This window comes from Demequina sediminicola, from assembly GCF_000975055.1.
Taxonomy (GTDB): domain Bacteria; phylum Actinomycetota; class Actinomycetes; order Actinomycetales; family Demequinaceae; genus Demequina; species Demequina sediminicola.
This window is the reverse complement of sequence record NZ_BBRB01000005.1, coordinates 200,083-218,487: the sequence shown is the minus strand read 5'-3', so window position 1 is coordinate 218,487 and position 18,405 is coordinate 200,083. Positions and strand designations below refer to the sequence as shown.

Genomic DNA, 18,405 nt, shown 5'->3' with positions numbered 1-18,405 from the left:
CTCCGTGGGCTAGAAGGATATTCGGCCGGTAGCCAACGCAATGACGCCCAGGATTGCCCCCACGGTAGCCAGAGCGCACAACACTGCTTCGACGCGGGTGAAGACCCGGGCCCCTTGTTCCCTACGCGACCAGACATACAACACAGTCGAAGGCGCATAGATGATGAGAGCAATGAGCGCGTACACCAAGCCCATGGCGTAGACCAGATAGATGGAGTAGATCGTCGCGACTACTGCTGCGACCGTTGCCGTCGCGACTCGCGTTCCCTTGAACGCGAGTTTCGCCGCGAATCCTGCCGTCAGCAGGTAGGGGAGGATCACCAGTGCTGACGTCAGTTCCAAGGAAAACTCGAATGCACTCTCAGCCGTAAACGCCACCAACAGAAAGATCTGCGTGACAACCGACGTGGCAAGCAGTGCGCGATGTGGCACGTCGTTGCGATTCGTCGCAGCGAGAGCTCGAGGTGCGTCACCGTGGGCGGCAGTCATGTAGAGCGATTCCACGGCAAGTAGAGACCATGCGAGGTAGGCGCCAAGGACGGAGACGATGAGCCCGATGCCCACCACCCATGCACCCCAGGGCCCGACCACCGATTCAAGGACACCCGCCATGGAAGGCTGGCGAAGGTCCGCAATGTCGTCGCGTGGCATGACGCCGTAGCTCAGCATGGTCACACTGACAAAAACTGTCAGGACCGTGAGGAAGCCCCACACGGTGGCCTTGCCGATGTCTTCGCGCCGCCTAGCCCATCTTGAGTAAACGCTCGCTCCCTCGATGCCAATAAAGACGAACACCGTGACGAGCATGGTGTTACGGACCTGGTCTGGCAGTGATCCGAGCGACCCGTCCTCGGCATAGAGGTTGTCGGTGAAGACCTCCCATGAAAACCCTCCGCCCATGATGAGGACTACAAAAATCGCGAGCGGCACTAACTTTGCGACCGTCGCGATGCCGTTGATGAGCGTCGCACGAGTCACACCACGTTGAATCACGAAGTGAAACACCCAGATACCAAGTGTGCCGAGGCCGAGGGCCCAGATAGTGTCTCCGTCACCGAATTCAGGGGCAACGCCGCCCAATGTCGAGCCGATCAACACCCAGTACGTGACGTTCGCGACACAAGCGCTCACCCAGTAGCCGATTGCGGAAAAGAACCCCACGTAGTTCCCGAACCCAGCGCGCGCGTACGCAAACACACCCGAGTCAAGGTCGGGGCGTGCGAGTGCAAGCCGTTGAAAGACGAACGCAAGCGCGAGCATTCCCGTGCCAGCGATCGCCCAAGCAATGGCCGCACCCACCACTCCCGTGGTGTCTGCAAACTCTCCCGGAAGCGAGTACACACCCGCGCCGATCATGGTGCCGACCACCATTGCAGTCAGCACTGGCGCTGACATGGTGCTACGGGTGCGCGGTGCTGGCTCGATGGGCGCACCTAGCGGCGAATCGCCGTTTGCTTTCATGCGGGCTCCAGGAAGTGGACGGGTATCGCCAGCGTAGACCTAGAGCAACGTCCTGGCAGGGTGTCTACTTGTCGTTTTTCCCACGCGGTGCGATGAGCCGTTCGAACGCCTCTTCGGTAGACATTGCTTCGCCAGTGGACTCCGATGAGCGCGTCTCGATGTCTTCGGACCCCTCTGGACCAGTTCCACGCGAAGGAGCTTGCTGAGCCTTGCGACTGCGCGTCGACGCCTGGGTGCGTTTCTTGGTGCGCTTCTTGTCGCGTGCGTCGCGCGCTTCATGGGAAGCGTCAAACTCCTCACCGATGCCACGAGCGTGGATAGCCTGACCAAGTTGCAAAGCGAAGCCGACGGTCCGCGTCGTGGTGGGGAACACTACGGCGCGGATAGATTTGTCGAGACCTCGGGCACGAGCGGCTTGGCGGGACTCCATGTAGATGCGGGCGACTTCTGGAAGCGCTCTGAGCATGAGAGCGAACATCAGGCCTAGAGTTTCAGGAGGGAGCACAGCTCGGATGGGCCGTGCCGCATAAGCGACGAAGTCCAGCATCTCCGCCATCGACGTCGAGGTGGTGATGGCGAGCGCGAGAGACACGATGGTCAGAAGATCGGCAGTGACATCGAGAGCTCGGTCGTAGTCACCGCGCCACAGGAACAGTGTGGATGACACCAGGCCGATGAGCGCAGTGCCCACGAGGGTCCACATCGTGACGCGAAGCGGGGGAGCGGTGCTTGCCAACAGGAGCAAGGCTGCGCACATGATGCCGAGCGACGTCACGGTGTCGCTGGTGACGAGCACCACGACCGTAGTGATGATGAGCAGCAGGACCTTGAGCCACGCTGGCGCGCGGTGAAGCGGGGTGTCTCGTGGCCGGTATAGGCCAAGAGTGGAGATCATTCTGGCGGCGCCTGACGTGCGGCGCGTCCAAACATGAGGTCGCGGTAGTGCTGAATCGCCTCGCGCGGGTCGCCGTCAAAGGCGATGCCCCCGTCGTCAATGACGATGGTGCGTTCGGCACGCGAAGCTGAGTCGAGGTCGTGTGTCACTTCAATAAGTTGCACGGGAAGTGAACGAAGCAGAGCGCCCACGTGTGCCCGCCACCGAAGGTCCAGCAGCGTGGTGGGCTCGTCCGCGATAAGGACGGAGGGAGTCACCGCGAGGACGCCTGCGAGGGCAAGAAGCTGACGTTGGCCACCAGAGAGGGCACTCACAGAGACATCGGCACGCTCGCCTAGCCCCATCTCTTCAAGAGCTGCCAGTGCTGCACGTGTTCGTTCGTCTTTGTTTTTGACAGACCTGCGCAACGACAGCATGACGTCTTCGACGGCGGTCGGCATGATCAGCTGTGCGGATGGGTCAGTAAAGAGGAAGCCCACACGGCGCCGCACCTCGGCACCGTGCTTCGCGACATTGAGTCCTTCGACTTCGACGGACCCCTCGGTTGGAGGGATCAGACCGTTGATGAGGCGAACTAGCGTGGACTTCCCGCCGCCGTTTGCGCCCACGATGCTGATGTGGCGTTCGGCCAGCGTCAATGTCGTTGGCCGGAGAATCGTCACGCCCGTATCGGGCGCGACGACACTGGCCCCCTTGAACTCGATCATGCGTTAAGGCTATGCGGTCGCGGGCTCTTCCACGTCCACAGCAGACGATTTCTTGGTCTGAGCAGGCAAAAGTTGGGGATAAGCGCGGTGGATGATTGCGGCCAGCGATGCGGCGATGACGACCTTGATGACGTCGGGAAGATAGAACGGGGCGAGAACCACGGCAGCTTGCGACATGCTGAGGCCCGTGACGATCGACATCCATGGGATCCCTACCGCGTAGATGATGGGAATAGAGACAAGCCCTGCCAGTGTGAGCGTGAAGAAGTTTGCCTTGACCCGATTGCGCAGAAGCTGGGCCACGAGCCCAACCGCGAACGCGGCCGGCAGGAACCCGACGATGAACCCTCCGGTGGGGCCAACGAAGACGGCAAGGCCTCCGATGTTGTTGGCGAAGATCGGCATGCCTGCGGCGCCGACGACAATGTAAAGAGCGACTGCAGCGGTTCCTCGCCACGGTCCGAGGCAGAGTCCGGCAAGCACCACAGCCAACGTTTGCAGGGAGAATGGCACTCCGAATGCAAGTGTGACTTCCGGGACAAGTGTGGACGCGGCGATGAAAGCGGCAAAGACAGCGATCAGGGCGATGTTGGGCCCTGAGAACGTGTGGCGCGGGGACATGCATTCTCCTTGCGATAATTGATCGGCGCCACGCTACTGTGGCCGTTGCCCGTGGACTTTGCCTTTCGTGCTCAATGCGCGATCGTTGTAGACATCCCACCAAATGCATGTCACCTGAGGAGTTGTTTTTAGTGATCAGCGCGCAAAATCTTGAGATGCGCATCGGCGCACGGGTGTTGTTGAACCCGACGTCGTTTCATGTGAACGCGGGCGACCGCATCGGCTTGGTGGGACGCAACGGCGCAGGCAAGACCACCATGACGCGCATTCTTGCGGGGGAGGGGCAGGCCTCCGGTGGAACGGTGACCCACAAGGGCACCGTGGGCTACCTTCCCCAGGACCCGCGTTCCGGCGATCTGTCGCAGTTGGCGATGCACCGCATTTTGGCCGCACGTGACCTCGCCGGCATCGTCGCGAAGATGCGCGAGGCTGAAGACGCCATGGCAGGAAGTGACGAAGCCGCCTCGATCAAGGCGATGGAGCGTTACCCGCGGCTTGAAGAGCGGTTCCGTGCGGCAGGTGGCTATGCAGCCGAATCTGAGGCGTCGCGTATTGCTTCAAACCTTGGGCTCGATGAACGGATTTTGGCTCAGCCTCTTGAGACTCTTTCTGGTGGTCAACGCCGCCGTGTCGAATTGGCGCGAATATTGTTCTCCGACGCTGAGACGTTGCTTCTGGACGAACCGACTAACCACCTTGACGCGGACTCGATCGTCTGGCTCCGTGAATTCCTGCGCCAGTATTCGGGCGGTCTCATTGTGATCAGTCACGATGTCGACTTGGTTCGTACCGTGGTGACCAAGGTGTTCTATCTCGATGCCAACCGCGGCCAGTTGGATCAGTACGCGATGGGGTGGGATCTGTATCTTCGCCAGCGTGAGGACGATGAGAAGCGTCGTCACACCGAGCGCCGTATCGCGGAGAAGAAGGCGGGGGCACTGGTTGCTCAGGCGGAGAAGATGCGGGCAAAGGCGTCCAAGGCGGTCGCCGCTCAGCAGATGCTCAAGCGGGCGGAAAAGATGCTGGAGGGCACCGAGGGTGAGCGTGTCTCAGACAAGGTCGCATCCCTGCGATTCCCGACGCCTGCTGCGTGTGGCAAGACGCCGTTGCGAGGCTACGGCTTGTCCAAGAGTTATGGCTCTCTTGAAGTCTTCATGGACGTGGATCTCGCCATTGACCGTGGCTCACGTGTGGTCATCCTTGGGTTTAACGGCGCCGGCAAGACCACATTGTTGAAGCTGCTGGCAGGCGTGGAGCAGCCTGACACAGGCGAGATTGAGCCGGGACACGGCTTGAAGCTCGGGTACTACGCCCAGGAGCACGACACCCTGGATATGGACGCCACCGTGGCTGAGAACATGCGTCACTCCGCGCCCGACTTGGGTGATACGGAGGTGCGCAAAGTCCTGGGTTCGTTCTTGTTCTCCGGTGACGACGCAGACAAGCCCACGCGCGTCTTGTCCGGTGGAGAAAAGACGCGTCTGGCGTTGGCGACACTCGTGGTCAGCCAGGCGAACGTCCTCCTCCTCGATGAACCGACGAACAACCTTGATCCCGCGTCACGCGCAGAGATTCTTGGTGCATTGCGGACATACGAGGGAGCTGTTGTCCTCGTGACACACGATGAGGGCGCCGTTGATGCCTTGGAGCCGGAACGCGTTCTGCTCTTGCCCGATGCCGACGAGGACCTGTGGAACGACAACTATCGCGATCTCATCACGCTCGCCTAGCCGGGGCCCGGCGCACTGAGTTACAGCGCGTCCTCAATCTCCTCATCGGAAGGGCCACGACGTCGTTGTCGACGCGACTTTTTGGTGTGGGAAACCGCCGATGTTGGTGCGGGTGACGGGGTCGACGCTGGGGTGTCGTCTGCGAGATCGTTCGGGGGATGTGCCGGGCCAGTTCCGGAGGCATCGTCGCGGCGATCAATGAGTGCCTGTTCACGGCTATCGCGGCGCAAGAGAAGCACCGCGCCGAGCGGAGCGAGTGCGGCGAATACCCACCACTGCCAAGCGTAGGAAAGGTGTGGCCCCACAGAGAGCTCAGGTAGCGGGACTTCTTGACCCACGAGGGTGTTTCGGCAGCCACTGTCGTCGCAGTACTCACGCATCATGAGGTAGCCAGGCACGGCCGGATGGTGTGGCTCATCTAACTGCGCTGGCGTGATGCGTGAGACGGAGTCATCGGCGCTCTTGCCGTCGTCTTCTTCCCACTCGCGCACCACGCCTGTCACCGTCACGACTTGGTCTGAATAGGGAACGGCGACGGGGTCTTCATTGGGGCCGGGCTGCGGGATCCACCCCACAGAGACAAGTACCGATTCGCCGCTGTCAGTGTCGAGCCATGCGAGGTACTGCCATGCGGGTGTTGAGTCGATCGGTCGCCCGCGCAACACTGTGGCCGTCTCAGAGTCGAAAACACCAGTAACGGTCACCGTTCGCCATTGTGCACTTTCGGGGAGGTCGGTGGAGCCCGGAGGAACCACCACCTCGAGTGGTGCGACTGGTTCCTCCTGCGCGGCGGCATACGCGTCGCGCGCATCAGTTTTCGCTTCGTGGCGACCGTGCTGCCAGTCGCCCAGCACAATCGCGACAGCGCTGATCGCGACAGCCACACCGAGCGTGACGATCACGCGAACGGGAGATAAGCCACGAAAGATCACGCCTGCGATAGTAGTCGCGTGACAACGGACCTCGTGTCGCTACGCACAACTCCATCCACGAGACGGCGAGTGCGTGACGGGTATGGCCCTACGGCGCGTCCAGGTTCGGTACCGTGGCACCCATGACACGACATGTCCTCGTCACAGGAGCCAACCGCGGCATCGGCCGTGCCATCGCTGAGTCTTTTGTCGCCGCCGGCTATAACGTCAGCTCAATTCACCGCAGCGGGCAGTTACCCGAAGGTGTCGACGGCGAGATTGCCGACATCACCGACACCGACGGAGTCAATGCGGCGTTTGATGCGCTTGAGGAACGGCATGGGCGTGTCGAGGTACTCGTCGCCAACGCCGGCGTCACTAAGGACGGACTCCTCATGCGGATGTCCGACGATGACTTCGCTTCAGTGCTCGACGTCAACCTCACCGGAACATTCCGGACCGTCCGTCGTGCGGTCCAGTCCATGATGCGTCAGCGCTTTGGCCGGATCATCCTGGTCGGCTCCGTCGTGGGCCTGATGGGCAACCCCGGCCAGGTGAACTACTCATCGTCGAAGGCCGCATTGGTGGGCATGGCGCGGTCCATTACCCGCGAGGTCGGCCAGCGAGGTATCACGGCGAACGTCATCGCCCCAGGGTTTATCACCACTGACATGACAGACGAACTTGCTGAAAATCTTCAGAAGCAATACGAAGCCAACATTCCCGCCAAACGTTTTGGCACCACGGACGACGTGGCCGCTGCAGCGCTGTACCTTGCATCTGACAGCTCTGGCTACGTCTCAGGCGCCGTCCTGCCCGTGGATGGCGGCCTGGGGATGGGCCACTAACGCTTTCCACAACTTCACGCTCAAGCTCACGCCAGTAACCGTGAGCGACCGCTAGGCTTCCGCACAGGAGGAAACACATTCATGGGAATTCTTGACGGGAAAAACATCCTGGTCACTGGTGTATTGACCGAAGGGTCAATCGCCTTTGACGTTGCACGTCTCTGCCAGGAGCAGGGCGCCACCGTTGTGCTCACCGGCGTGGGTCGCACGGTAAAGATCACGCAGGCCATGGGGCGTCGATTGCCCGTCGAGGCCCAGGTGGTGCCGCTTGATGTCACGGACCCAGAGCAGCTTGAGGGCCTCGCGGATGCTGTGCGTGAGCACGTTCCTCACCTTGACGGGGTCGTGCACTCCATTGGTTTCGCGCCACAGAACGTGATGGGTGGAAACTTCATGGAGGGGCCGTGGGAAGACGTTGCCACCGCCATGCACATCTCTGCGTTCTCGCTCAAGGCGCTCGCGCAGGCAACGCTGCCCCTGATGCCCAACGGCGGCTCGATCGTCGGCCTCACCTTCGATGCCACTGTCGCATGGCCCGTCTATGACTGGATGGGCGTCGCAAAGTCGGCGCTCGAGTCGACAAGCCGGTACTTGGCTCGTGACCTCGGGCCGCAGGGGGTGCGTTGCAACATGGTCTCCGCCGGACCTATCAAGACGACGGCAGCGAAGAACATCCCGGGCTTCGAACAGATGGAAGGCACCTGGTCGGAGCGGGCCCCTCTGGGCTGGGACTCTGCAGCGACCGAACCAACAGCCAAGGCCGTGACAGCACTTCTCAGTGACTGGTTCCCCGCGACCACAGGAGAAATGGTGCACGTCGACGGTGGCGTGCACGCGATGGGACAGTGACATGCCAACTTTGATTCTTGCCCGCCACGCCAAGGCCGAAAAGCCTGGTGGCATCCAGGATATGGACCGCCCTCTGGCGCTCATCGGCCGCCAGGCTTCAGCCAAGCTCGGCGCCGAACTCGTTGAAGCGGGCCTCAAGCCCACGCTGGCCTTAGTGTCTCCAGCGAACCGTACGCAGCAGACGTGGAACCTCATGTCGAAGGCGTTCGCTGACTGCCAAGAGCGCATCGTTGACGACCTCTACGAGACTCACGTTGACGGACTACTTGAGGTCCTTCACGACATTGAGGACGAGGAAACCGTCATTGTCGTGGGTCACGAGCCCACGTCATCAGCGGCGACCGCATATCTCGCAGCCGATGGCTCGGACACACCGTCCTTGAAATTTGTTGCACACGGTTTGCGCACGGCCACTGCAGCAGTGCTGACCTTCGACGGTCCCTGGTCCAGCCTGGGTTCGCGCACCGCAACGCTCACGACTGTGATCTCCGGCCGCGACGTCGACTAGGCCCTACGACAAGGGATTCACATGGCCAACGAGCACGACACGCTCGACGGGTTTATCGGGGACTTCATCAGTCGCCAACCGATGTTCTTCGTTGCCACGGCAGCTGCCGACGGCTTGGTCAATGTGTCGCCCAAGGGTGGCGACGGCACCCTCGTGGTGCTCGATAGCCGTCGAATCGCCTACCTCGACCTCACTGGCTCAGGTTCGGAAACGATCGCGCACGTGCGAGCGCTGAACCGCATCACTGTGATGTGGTGTGCGTTCGAGGGGCCACCCATGATCGCGCGCATTCACGGTCGAGCCGAAGTGATCACCAGGGACACGCCTGAGTGGGATGAGATGGCGTCCCGATTTCCCGACAAGCCCGGAGCTCGCGCCATCATCGTGGTCACGGCTGATCGCATCAGTGACTCGTGCGGCATGTCGGTACCGTTGTTGGAGTACCGCAGTGACCGGGACCAGCTTGACCGGTGGGCTCGAGGTAAGGGAGACGAGGGCTTGCGTGACTATCGGGACCGCAAAAACGCGACGAGTCTCGATGGTCTCCCGGCACTCAAGGAGCACGAGCGAGGCTAAGTATCGCCGTTCAACCGTGTGCAGTTCGCGCCGCGTGTCTCCTGAACCACGCTTGATACCAGTGTGGCTCAGGCCCGAGCGTCGATCACGTCGAGAACCGCCGCGAGGGAGGGCTCATTCACCGCGGCATCGGCGTGGCTCTGAACCACGGGCTTTGCGTTGAACGCGATGCCGAGCCCTGCCACTGCCATCATGTCCAGGTCATTCGCACCATCGCCGACGGCAACGGCATCGGCCGTATCGATGCCCAACTGTGAGCAGTACTCCCGTAGCGCCTGGGCTTTTGCTGCACGGTCGATCACAGGGCCGTAGGTACGGCCAGTGAGCCTCCCGTCGGCGACCTCAAGGCCGTTGGCACGGAACAGATCGATATTGAGCTGTCGCGCCAACGGGCCGACGATCTCGTGGAAGCCGCCAGACACCAACGCGGCGGTCCAGCCTCGCTCCTGGAGAGTTGAGATGAGGTACTCGGCACCAGGAGTGAACTGGACTTCCTCGATGACCTCGTTGAAGACCGTGTCGGAGACACCCGCAAGCGTTGCCACCCGTTGGGTCAGCGACTCTCCAAAGTCGATCTCTCCGCGCATCGCTGCTTCTGTGACGCGAGCTACCTCAACTTGAGTACCCGCCCGGGCCGCAATGAGTTCAATGACTTCGGAGGTGATGAGCGTCGAATCAACGTCGAGGACAATGAGACGACGGGTCATCCGGCAATCACCGTGTTCTTGGGTACAACCGTGATGCCTGACTCCGTGACGGTGTATCCACGCTCGATATCGGCTTGGCGATCGATACCCACGCGTGCGCCTTCCTCGACAATGACGTTCTTGTCCAAGATGGCGCGGTGAACCTGCGCGTGGCGGTTCACGATCACATCGTCCAGGAGAATCGAATCAGAAACTGTCGACCACGAGTGGAGACGCACGCCAGGGGAGAGAACCGAACCCGTGACAGTCGCACCCGACACAATGGTGCCGGGAGAGACAATCGAATCCGCGGCGTGGCCCAAACGACCCTCTTCAGAGTGGATGAACTTCGCCGGAGGCTCAGTGATAAGCCCCTGGTGCACTGGCCACTCACGGTTGTAGACGTTGAAGATCGGCTCTACCGCGATGAGGTCCATGTGCGCGTCGTAGTAGCTGTCCAACGTTCCAACATCACGCCAATAGTCGCGATCGCGATCCGTCGAACCGGGCACGTCGTTGTCAACGAAATCGTAGAAGCCACAGGTGCCCTTGTCGACGAAGTACGGAACGATGTCTCCACCCATGTCGTGCTTAGAGGTGGGCGACTCAGCATCGGCCTTGAGGGCCTCGAGGAAAGGTTCCACCGAGGCGACATAGTTGCCCATGCTCGCCAGGACTTCGTCGGGGCTGTCGGGCAAGCCCTCCGGCTCCGTGGGCTTCTCGAGGAACTTGTTGATGAAACCTGGGCGGTCCTTGTCGGTGTCAATGACGCCGAACTGATCCGCCAAAGAGATGGGCTGGCGGATTCCCGCGACCGTGAAGTCGGCACCGGAGGCGATGTGTGCATCGACCATCTGCGAGAAGTCCATGCGATAGACGTGGTCAGCGCCCACGATCACCACGATGTCCGGCTCTTCATCTTCAATGATGTTGACCGTCTGATAGATGGCGTCCGCACTGCCGAGGTACCAGTGCTTGCCGCGACGCTGCTGAGCAGGAACGGGAGCAACATAGTTGCCGAGCAGTGGCGACATTGGCCATGTCTGCGCGATGTGACGGTCCATCGAGTGGGACTTGTACTGCGTTAGCACAACGATGTGCAGATAGCGGGAGTTCGCCAGGTTCGACAGTGCAAAGTCAATGAGTCGGAACGTGCCGCCGAAGGGGACAGCAGGCTTGGCACGGGCTGCAGTGAGGGGCATCAGGCGCTTGCCCTCACCTCCAGCGAGGACGATCGCGAGAATCTTGGGTGCAGGCATAACTTCACCATAGTGGCGAATAGTTGTTGAGGGAATGCGCAACACCACATTCGAGCGATAGCGTGTCCTTTATGCGAGCAGACATCCTCACACGTGAATATCCACCTCACATTTATGGCGGCGCCGGCGTGCACGTCACAGAGTTGGCCGCGGTGCTCCGTCAACACATGGACGTGGAGGTACGTGCGTTCGATGGCCCGCGTAGCGAGCCTGGTGTGACCGGGTATGACGCTCTCGGTGGAGGGGTGGGGGACGCATCGCTGGATGTGTTGGCGCACAACCTGCCGATGGCCAATGACTGCAAGGGTGCCGACCTCGTACATTCACACACGTGGTACGCAAATATGGCCGGCCACCTCGCGGCAAAACTCCATGGAATCCCTCATATTGTGAGCGCACATTCACTTGAGCCGATGCGGCCATGGAAGGCAGAACAGCTCGGCGGCGGGTACCGAGTCTCGTCGTGGATAGAGAAGACCGCGTATGAGGGGGCCGATGCGATCATCGCCGTCTCTGCGGGCATGCGGGATGACGTCTTGCGGTCATACCCCAATGTTGACCCCGACAAAGTGAAGGTCATCCACAACGGCATCGATGTCGACGCTTGGGCCGCTCCTGCCACGCCGGAAGAGCGCGCCAAGGCCGATGCCGTAGTCAAGAGGTGGGGTATTGATCCCAGTCGCCCCGCCATCGTCTTCGTGGGCCGGATTACCCGTCAGAAGGGGCTGCCGTACTTCCTGAGGGCCGTAGAGACGTTGCCTGATGACGTTCAGGTGGTGTTGTGTGCGGGTGCTCCCGACACCCAGGAGATCGCCGCCGAGGTGAGCGGGCTGGTCGCCGGCCTCCAAGAGCGTCGTAGCGGAGTCATCTGGATCGACGAGCACTTGCCACGCCCCGAACTGGTGGCAGTCCTTGATGCCTGCACCGCATTCGCTTGCCCGAGCGTGTATGAACCGCTCGGCATCGTGAACCTTGAGGCCATGGCAGTGGGACTGCCGGTCGTTGCTACTGCCACGGGCGGAATCCCTGAGGTCGTTGTCGACGGCGAAACAGGGATTCTGGTACCCATCGACCAAGTCTCTGATGGCACGGGCACTCCCACTGATCCCGACGCCTTCATTGCAGACCTGGCTGCAGCACTGACTGACGCAGTGTCCGACCAGGATAGGGCCAGAGCGTGGGGACGAGCAGGACGGGAACGCGCCACCGAACACTTCTCGTGGCACACCATCGGTGAACGTACTGCTCACCTGTATCGGGGAATCCTCGGATAGGCTGAGCGACATGACCGAGGTGCTCAGTTTTTCCGGTGTTCAGTTGCGTCGTGGCGACAACCCCATCCTGCGTGACATCAACTGGTCCGTGGACTCCGCGGAGCGATGGGTTGTACTTGGACCCAATGGCGCAGGCAAAACCACACTGACAAACTTGGCGTCGGCACGAATGCACCCAACGGAGGGCACTGTCATGGTCCTCGGAGAGACACTTGGTCACTCCGACACCCAAGATTTGCGTACCCGGGTGGGACTGACATCGGCCGCCTTGGCTGACAGGATTCCCGACGACGAAACTGTGCGCGACGTCGTGATGACCGCCGCTTATGGAGTCACGGGGCGGTGGCGCGAAGAGTACGAGCACATTGACGAGTCACGTGCCGACGATCTTCTTGCCGCGTTCGGAATGTCGGACTTCGCCGAGCGAGCTTTCTGGACGCTGTCCGAGGGCGAGCGTAAGCGGGTTCAGATCGGGCGCGCCCTGATGACAGACCCAGAACTCCTGATCCTCGATGAGCCTGCCGCGGGCCTCGACCTCGCCGGGCGCGAAGAACTCCTGGCAGCCCTCGCTGAGCTCGCAGGAGACCGCCGTTCGCCAGCGATCGTGATGGTCACCCACCACGTAGAAGAGATCCCGGAAGGCTTCACCCACGCGCTGCTCCTACGTGAAGGAGAAGTTGTAGCCGCTGGCCCGCTCCATGCCACCATCACGTCAGCAAACCTGACGCAGGCATACGGAATGCCCGTTGCTCTTCATGCGCACCAAGGGCGTTGGACCGCACGAAAAGGCTGACTCAAGAATCATCCTTCAGGCCGATGCTGTCGCATCGTCAGCGCTGATAGATTGCCGGTCATAGGAGGTGAATGCCATGGATTCACTGTGGTGGTTTATTGCGGCGCTAGTGTTCGGAATCATCGAGATCTTCACTCTAGATCTGGTGTTCGCGATGCTCGCGGCGGGTGCGATCGCCGGTGGAGTTGCCGCTGTGCTGGGAGCCCCGCTGTGGCTCATTGTCGTGATCGCCTGCTCGGTTGCCGCGTTGATGCTCTTCACCTTGCGGCCCTGGCTACTGAAATCAATCCGAGCTCGTTCGGTGCTGGTGGAAACCAACTCTGCGGCGCTCGTCGGAGTCGAGGCCCGATCACTTGATCAGATCACGGAGTTCCGTGGCCGAGTCAAGTTGAATGGTGAAGTGTGGTCCGCCCGGACGCGCGATGATGCGCCCGTGATTGCGGAAGGCACGGATGTGACCGTAGTGGAAATCAAGGGGGCGACGGCCATCGTCGCCCCAGAAAACCAGGGGGAGTAGTCCAATGACACCCGTACAAGTGGCGATTACAGTGCTTGCCGTTGTCCTTGTGATCTTCGTGATCTCGGCACTGGCAAAAGCAGTCCAAATTGTCCCGCAGACCGAGGCCCGCGTCGTTGAGCGGCTAGGTCGCTACAGCCGCACGATGGAAGCTGGCATGCACCTGCTGGTGCCGTTCATCGACAAGGTCCGCCAAAAGGTTGACCTACGTGAGCAGGTGGTCTCGTTCCCCCCACAGAACGTCATCACCTCCGACAACCTGAACGTCGAAATCGACACCGTGATCTACTTCCAGGTGACCAACGCGAAGGCTGCCGTCTACGAGATCGCTAGTTACATCGTCGGTATGCAACAGCTGACCGTGACGACGATCCGTAACGTCATCGGAACCATGGACCTTGAGCAGACGCTCACCAGCCGTGACCAGATCAACGGCCAACTCCGTAGCGTGCTCGATGAGGCCACCGGCAAGTGGGGCATCCGCGTGGGTCGTGTGGAACTGAAGGCCATTGACCCGCCGCTGTCCATCAAGGACTCGATGGAAAAGCAGATGCGTGCCGAGCGTGATCGCCGTGCAGCGATTCTGACCGCTGAAGGTGTCAAGCAGTCGCAGATTCTCACCGCTGAAGGTGAGAAGCAGTCCGCGATTTTGCGAGCTGAAGGTGAGGCGCAAGCTGCGATCCTGAACGCTGAAGGTGAAGCGCGTGCGATCCTGCAGGTCTTCGACGCGATCCACCAGGGAGATGCGGATTCCAAGCTCCTTGCCTACCAGTACCTGCAGGTCTTGCCCGAGATCGCGAAGACGGATTCGAACAAGGTGTGGTTCGTGCCTACCGAGTTCACCGGCGCTTTGAAGTCCATCTCTGCGGCCTTCGGTCAGGAAGAGGACCTTGAGCCACTGACGCGTGACCGCGAGCGCGACAGCGAACGAGGCTCTCGCATCACCTCGGCTCTGGCAGATCCGGCTGAAGCGCTGCGTCTGGCAAAGCAGGAGGTCGAAGACGCTGCGTCCGATGCCACTGACGCTGGCACGCGGTCCGGCCGTCCGTTCAACCCAGACGCTGAAAAGGGCCAGCAGTAAACCAGCGTGGTACCGCCAAGCGGTGGTAGTGAAGCGCCCCGTCACCCTGTGGTGGCGGGGCGCTTTGCTGATGCCTGGCCCGCGTCCCCGGTATTGCTTGCCCCTGCCACAATGAACACGTGATCACAGACCCCGCCGACCCACTGCTCGACGACTACCGCAACCTGACGGATGTGGCACTCCGACGCAAGATTGAACCCGAGCGTGGTCTCTATATGGCTGAGGGCGCCAAGGTCATCGAACGAGCCTTGGCTGCCGGGCATGTTCCGCGATCGGTGCTTGCGAGCCCCAAGTGGGCGACTGGAATTCGCGAAGTGATGGATCACATGGGTGTCTCAGCTCCTCTTTTGGTGGGGGCCGAGGAATTACTGGAGAACGTCACCGGCTACCAAGTGCATCGAGGAGCGTTGGCTGCGATGCATCGGCCTTCCCTGGCAGATCCGCAAGAGCTCGTCGCGACTGCGCGGCGAGTCGTTGTCCTCGAGGGCATCGTGGACCACACCAACGTCGGCGCGATCTTTCGCTCGGCCGCAGGCATCGGAGCGGATGCGATTATCTGTGCCCCGACCTGCGCTGATCCGCTCTATCGTCGTGCCGTGAAGGTGTCCATGGGTACGGTCTTCCAAGTCCCGTGGACTCGCTTCGAAGCCTGGCCCCAGGGGATCGAGCTCCTGCAGGACGAAGGCTACGTCGTCGCCGGCATGACTCTCGGTGCCGGGGCCATCACCCTCGATGAGTTGGTCGCCGAGGATCACGAGAAATTGGCCATCGTGCTCGGCTCCGAAGGCCACGGCATCACGCCGAAGGTTGATCGCCGACTCGACCGCCGCGTGACCATCCCGATGATGAACGGCGTGGACTCGCTCAATGTCGCGGCAGCCTCGGCCGTGGTGTTCTATGCGACGCGGTAGCGTGCTGATCACGCCCTCGTCCTCAACGAAGAATCGACGGAGACCATTTGAGTTCAAAGCGGATCGACGCTGTCCAATGGCGGGATGACGGCATACTTGCGTTCAAGTTCGGCGATGGACGTGTCACCGGCGTGCCTGCGCCAAAAGACTTGGCGTTCAATGAAATGGGAATGTCTGTCGTCGAGTACCGCCCCTGGGCGCGCAAGCTGACGTTCGCCCAGACCAATGGCATGGGGTTCACCCTCGACGTAGGTTCATCGAGAAACTGGTCACCTCTTCGAGGGCGACCCGTGATCTACCTTGACCAGAATCAGTGGAGCACGCTCAGTAAAGCGTGGTCTGCGCCCCACCGACTGCGGAGCGCTGAGGAACATGCAGCAGCAGTCAAGCTACTGAAGCTCGCAGAATCTGGCCAGGTGATTCTCCCAATGTCGGCAGCTCATCTTTCTGAGACTGGGGCCTGGACCCGCGAGGCTGATCGAGCAGCGCTTGCTTCAACGATTCTCTCGGGGAGTTCCGGCTGGCAAATGCGCGATCCGCTAGAAGTTCGTGCCGCAGAGTTGCGCATAGCGCTGAGGGCATCAGCCGGGGTTGACCAAGAACCGCTGCCAGATGTCTTTACCCTTGCCCCATACGCCGCGCTTGACGTCTCGTCGCGCGGCGGGAACGCTCGTCCCCAACCCGAGGGGATTCCGAAGGAATGGCGGGATGCCCACGATGCCTTGTTGTCGAACGTTGTGTATGCAGCTTGTCTGTTCGATCAAGAGCCCACACCGCGCGGTGACCTTAGCGGCTGGCTCGAACGTGTTGAAAAATTCGCATCGTGGCTTAGAAGCGAAACAGAGAGATCGAAGGAGCTGAAGAGGCGCTCTGCCTACGTCTTCATGGTGTCGGACACCTCAAAAGAAGTCGCCCACGCAGCGTTCGCAGCAGGACTCAGTCCCGAACAAATGAGTGCCTGGACTCGGCGATCCTGGTACAAAGCCTGGGATGAAGCACCGGGCATGTCCCACTTCCGCGAAGCCATGGTCGACAAAATGGTTGACGGCGCGAAATGGGAAACCAACGACCTGACGGACTTGATCTATCTTTGCACCGCCGCGGCGTATGCCGACCATGTGGCCGGGGACAAGCGAACCATCGCGTTGCTTCGCCAAGCCACGAGAAGGCTCAAGAATCCAGTAGGTCTGCACACCGACCTGATGTCGCTCGTTGCGGCGCTTGAGCGCTCAATCGACTAACGCGCTGTAATCCCTGAATTCTTCCCCCAAAACTCAATCACTTATTGAAGTAACGCCACGACGTCCGGCAACTTCACTGCAAGAAGTAGCCATCCCCTTGAGGCAGGCTTAGCCTGCCTCGGGTGAACAGCTAGATGTATTCGGCCGTCACGTTGGTGACAGTCGGCTGGTCGGGGGTAGTCCTCCGAGTGCGGTGTGGCGTCGTTCAGTGTTGTAGAACTCGAGCCAGGGTGCAGGGGCGGCGGCGCGGTCGGCGTTGGTGAGGAATACGCGCCGGTGGGCCCACTCGGTTTGCAAGGTGCGGTTGAAGCGTTCGACCTTGCCGTTTTGCCACGGGCAGTGGGGTTTGATGAGGCGGTGTTTGGCTCCCAGCGCGGCGATGACGTCGCGCGTGTCGTGGGACTTGGCGTAGCTGAAGTGGTTGTCCGTCATGACCTCGCGGATCCGGGTGATGCCGTGGGCGGCGAAGTAGGCGGCTGCGCGGGCTAGAAAGCCGGCGCAGGTGGGGCCTTTTTCATCGTCGAGGATCTCGGAATACGCCAGTCGTGAGTGGTCATCGACGAGGGAGTGGACGTAGTCGTAGCCGATCCGGGCTCGTTTCTTCGCGCCGGTGGAGCCCATCTGTCGGCCGTGAGCTTTCCAGCCTCCACCGTCGGGGATCTCGCCGATCTTCTTGCCGTCCATGTGCACCAGATCGCCTGGGGCGTCGCGTTCGTAGCGCACCGCGGTGGTCTTGGACGAGCGGATCACCTCACCAGTGAGGGGATCGCATTCACGCAGATGGGGCACACCGTGGCGGCGCAGGATCCGCGACACCTTCCGCGGTGCCACGCCCACCTCGGGACGGATCCAGTCCTGACCGCGACGCTGCTCACGGCGGACAGCAAGGACGCGCTGCTCGACATCGACCGGGGTCTGGTAGCGGCTCCGACGCGGTCGCGAGGACCGGTCGACCATAGCATTCGCGCCCTGCTCGTCGAACCGGGAGAGCCCGCGGTGAGCACACTGACGCGACACCCCTTGGGCCTTCGCGGTATGAGCCACGGCCCACCCCTCGACGCGGACACGCTGGACAAGGGGCTGACGGCCGCGCTCATTCAAGCGCGCGTTACGGTGGGACACGAGGACCTCCGGTCGGTGGGCGACTTAGACATCACCCACCGCATCCGGGGGTCCTCCCTCGCGTCAAGCACCAAACCCGAGTGTCACCAACCTCCAGGCCGGGTACAGCTAGCCATCCGACTTCACGAGAACGTTCCACCAAGCGAGGGACGCTCCACCCCACCTCTGCATACCAAGGCCCAGCAACATCGTCGAGGTCGACGAACGTGGTGCCCAGACGTGCGGCGAGGGCGATGCCCATTGTGGTTTTACCTGCCCCCGCAGGGCCCATCAGGACTACTAGGGGTGGTGGCATGCGGCAATCCTATGGGTGTGGGACTGTTCTCGTGGGGAGCGGGGGTCCTCTGCTGCCGCAGTTGACGTGGACATGGATGTCAGGGTCTACTGAGATAATCGAACATATGTTCGAACGCGA

General features: G+C 61.2%; 20 protein-coding genes. 11 read left to right on the top strand and 9 right to left on the bottom strand.

The genetic code is table 11. The features are described from left to right. Nucleotides 1-9: 9 nt before the first annotated feature. From AOP79_RS10620 to AOP79_RS10605, 4 genes are all read right to left on the bottom strand, one after another. Nucleotides 10-1,461, bottom strand: coding sequence for a basic amino acid/polyamine antiporter (locus AOP79_RS10620; RefSeq protein WP_062073376.1), 1,452 nt, complete (start codon nucleotides 1,459-1,461; stop codon nucleotides 10-12). A 64-nt stretch (nucleotides 1,462-1,525) separates the two neighbouring features. After that, nucleotides 1,526-2,356 carry an energy-coupling factor transporter transmembrane component T family protein gene (locus AOP79_RS10615; RefSeq protein WP_062073373.1) on the bottom strand — a complete coding sequence of 277 codons (831 nt, stop codon included), beginning with the start codon at nucleotides 2,354-2,356 and terminating at the stop codon, nucleotides 1,526-1,528. Continuing rightward, on the bottom strand, nucleotides 2,353-3,063 hold the full coding sequence (locus AOP79_RS10610) for an energy-coupling factor ABC transporter ATP-binding protein (RefSeq protein WP_062073371.1): 711 nt from the start codon (nucleotides 3,061-3,063) through the stop codon (nucleotides 2,353-2,355). Before AOP79_RS10610 ends, AOP79_RS10615 begins: the two co-directional genes overlap by 4 nt. Before the next feature lie 9 nt (nucleotides 3,064-3,072). Then, nucleotides 3,073-3,684: a biotin transporter BioY gene (locus AOP79_RS10605; protein ID WP_062073369.1), complete on the bottom strand. Its 612-nt coding sequence runs from the start codon at nucleotides 3,682-3,684 to the stop codon at nucleotides 3,073-3,075. Between the two features lie 155 nt (nucleotides 3,685-3,839). Here AOP79_RS10605 and AOP79_RS10600 point away from each other — a divergent pair, with 155 nt between their 5' ends. After that, entirely contained in the window at nucleotides 3,840-5,414 is a 1,575-nt protein-coding gene (locus tag AOP79_RS10600) for an ABC-F family ATP-binding cassette domain-containing protein (protein ID WP_439644687.1), read from the top strand. Nucleotides 5,415-5,434: 20 nt separating this feature from the next. On the opposite strand, the gene AOP79_RS10595 is transcribed toward AOP79_RS10600, so the two are convergent. Further along, nucleotides 5,435-6,346 carry an SURF1 family protein gene (locus tag AOP79_RS10595; protein WP_161794262.1) on the bottom strand — a complete coding sequence of 304 codons (912 nt, stop codon included), beginning with the start codon at nucleotides 6,344-6,346 and terminating at the stop codon, nucleotides 5,435-5,437. A 122-nt stretch (nucleotides 6,347-6,468) separates the two neighbouring features. Here AOP79_RS10595 and fabG point away from each other — a divergent pair, with 122 nt between their 5' ends. From fabG to AOP79_RS10575, 4 genes are all read left to right on the top strand, one after another. After that, complete coding sequence (gene fabG, locus AOP79_RS10590) at nucleotides 6,469-7,173, top strand: 3-oxoacyl-ACP reductase FabG (protein ID WP_062073363.1); 705 nt, start codon at nucleotides 6,469-6,471, stop codon at nucleotides 7,171-7,173. Nucleotides 7,174-7,254: 81 nt separating this feature from the next. After that, nucleotides 7,255-8,022, top strand: coding sequence for an enoyl-ACP reductase FabI (fabI, locus tag AOP79_RS10585; RefSeq protein ID WP_062073361.1), 768 nt, complete (start codon nucleotides 7,255-7,257; stop codon nucleotides 8,020-8,022). A 1-nt stretch (nucleotide 8,023) separates the two neighbouring features. Further along, nucleotides 8,024-8,530: a SixA phosphatase family protein gene (locus AOP79_RS10580; protein WP_062073359.1), complete on the top strand. Its 507-nt coding sequence runs from the start codon at nucleotides 8,024-8,026 to the stop codon at nucleotides 8,528-8,530. 21 nt (nucleotides 8,531-8,551) lie between these two features. Continuing rightward, entirely contained in the window at nucleotides 8,552-9,106 is a 555-nt protein-coding gene (locus AOP79_RS10575; RefSeq protein WP_062073357.1) for a pyridoxamine 5'-phosphate oxidase family protein, read from the top strand. Nucleotides 9,107-9,174: 68 nt separating this feature from the next. Here the strand turns inward: AOP79_RS10575 and serB are convergent, their stop codons facing one another. Both serB and AOP79_RS10565 read right to left on the bottom strand, forming a co-directional pair. Beyond that, nucleotides 9,175-9,813: a phosphoserine phosphatase SerB gene (serB, locus tag AOP79_RS10570; RefSeq protein ID WP_062073355.1), complete on the bottom strand. Its 639-nt coding sequence runs from the start codon at nucleotides 9,811-9,813 to the stop codon at nucleotides 9,175-9,177. Beyond that, nucleotides 9,810-11,051, bottom strand: coding sequence for a glucose-1-phosphate adenylyltransferase (locus AOP79_RS10565; protein WP_062073353.1), 1,242 nt, complete (start codon nucleotides 11,049-11,051; stop codon nucleotides 9,810-9,812). Before AOP79_RS10565 ends, serB begins: the two co-directional genes overlap by 4 nt. 71 nt (nucleotides 11,052-11,122) lie before the next feature. Here AOP79_RS10565 and glgA point away from each other — a divergent pair, with 71 nt between their 5' ends. The 6 genes from glgA (at nucleotide 11,123) to AOP79_RS10535 (ending at nucleotide 16,868) form a co-directional block, all read left to right on the top strand. Further along, the gene (gene glgA, locus AOP79_RS10560; RefSeq protein ID WP_062073444.1) at nucleotides 11,123-12,325 is read left to right on the top strand and encodes a glycogen synthase; all 1,203 of its coding nucleotides are present in this window, start codon (nucleotides 11,123-11,125) and stop codon (nucleotides 12,323-12,325) included. A 10-nt stretch (nucleotides 12,326-12,335) separates the two neighbouring features. Beyond that, entirely contained in the window at nucleotides 12,336-13,118 is a 783-nt protein-coding gene (locus AOP79_RS10555) for an ABC transporter ATP-binding protein (RefSeq protein ID WP_062073351.1), read from the top strand. Between the two features lie 76 nt (nucleotides 13,119-13,194). Continuing rightward, nucleotides 13,195-13,635 (top strand): NfeD family protein, encoded by a 441-nt coding sequence (locus tag AOP79_RS10550; protein ID WP_062073349.1) that lies wholly within the window; start codon nucleotides 13,195-13,197, stop codon nucleotides 13,633-13,635. A 4-nt stretch (nucleotides 13,636-13,639) separates the two neighbouring features. Continuing rightward, nucleotides 13,640-14,716, top strand: coding sequence for an SPFH domain-containing protein (locus AOP79_RS10545; RefSeq protein WP_062073347.1), 1,077 nt, complete (start codon nucleotides 13,640-13,642; stop codon nucleotides 14,714-14,716). 119 nt (nucleotides 14,717-14,835) lie between these two features. Further along, complete coding sequence (locus tag AOP79_RS10540) at nucleotides 14,836-15,627, top strand: TrmH family RNA methyltransferase (RefSeq protein WP_236683396.1); 792 nt, start codon at nucleotides 14,836-14,838, stop codon at nucleotides 15,625-15,627. A 47-nt stretch (nucleotides 15,628-15,674) separates the two neighbouring features. After that, on the top strand, nucleotides 15,675-16,868 hold the full coding sequence (locus tag AOP79_RS10535; RefSeq protein ID WP_062073343.1) for a hypothetical protein: 1,194 nt from the start codon (nucleotides 15,675-15,677) through the stop codon (nucleotides 16,866-16,868). Nucleotides 16,869-17,015: 147 nt separating this feature from the next. On the opposite strand, the gene AOP79_RS10530 is transcribed toward AOP79_RS10535, so the two are convergent. After that, nucleotides 17,016-17,990, bottom strand: a complete 975-nt coding sequence (locus tag AOP79_RS10530; protein WP_062073341.1) for an IS481 family transposase — start codon at nucleotides 17,988-17,990, stop codon at nucleotides 17,016-17,018. 31 nt (nucleotides 17,991-18,021) lie between these two features. Next, on the bottom strand, nucleotides 18,022-18,261 hold the full coding sequence (locus AOP79_RS11625) for a shikimate kinase (RefSeq protein ID WP_439644686.1): 240 nt from the start codon (nucleotides 18,259-18,261) through the stop codon (nucleotides 18,022-18,024). Between the last annotated feature and the right edge of the window lie 144 nt (nucleotides 18,262-18,405).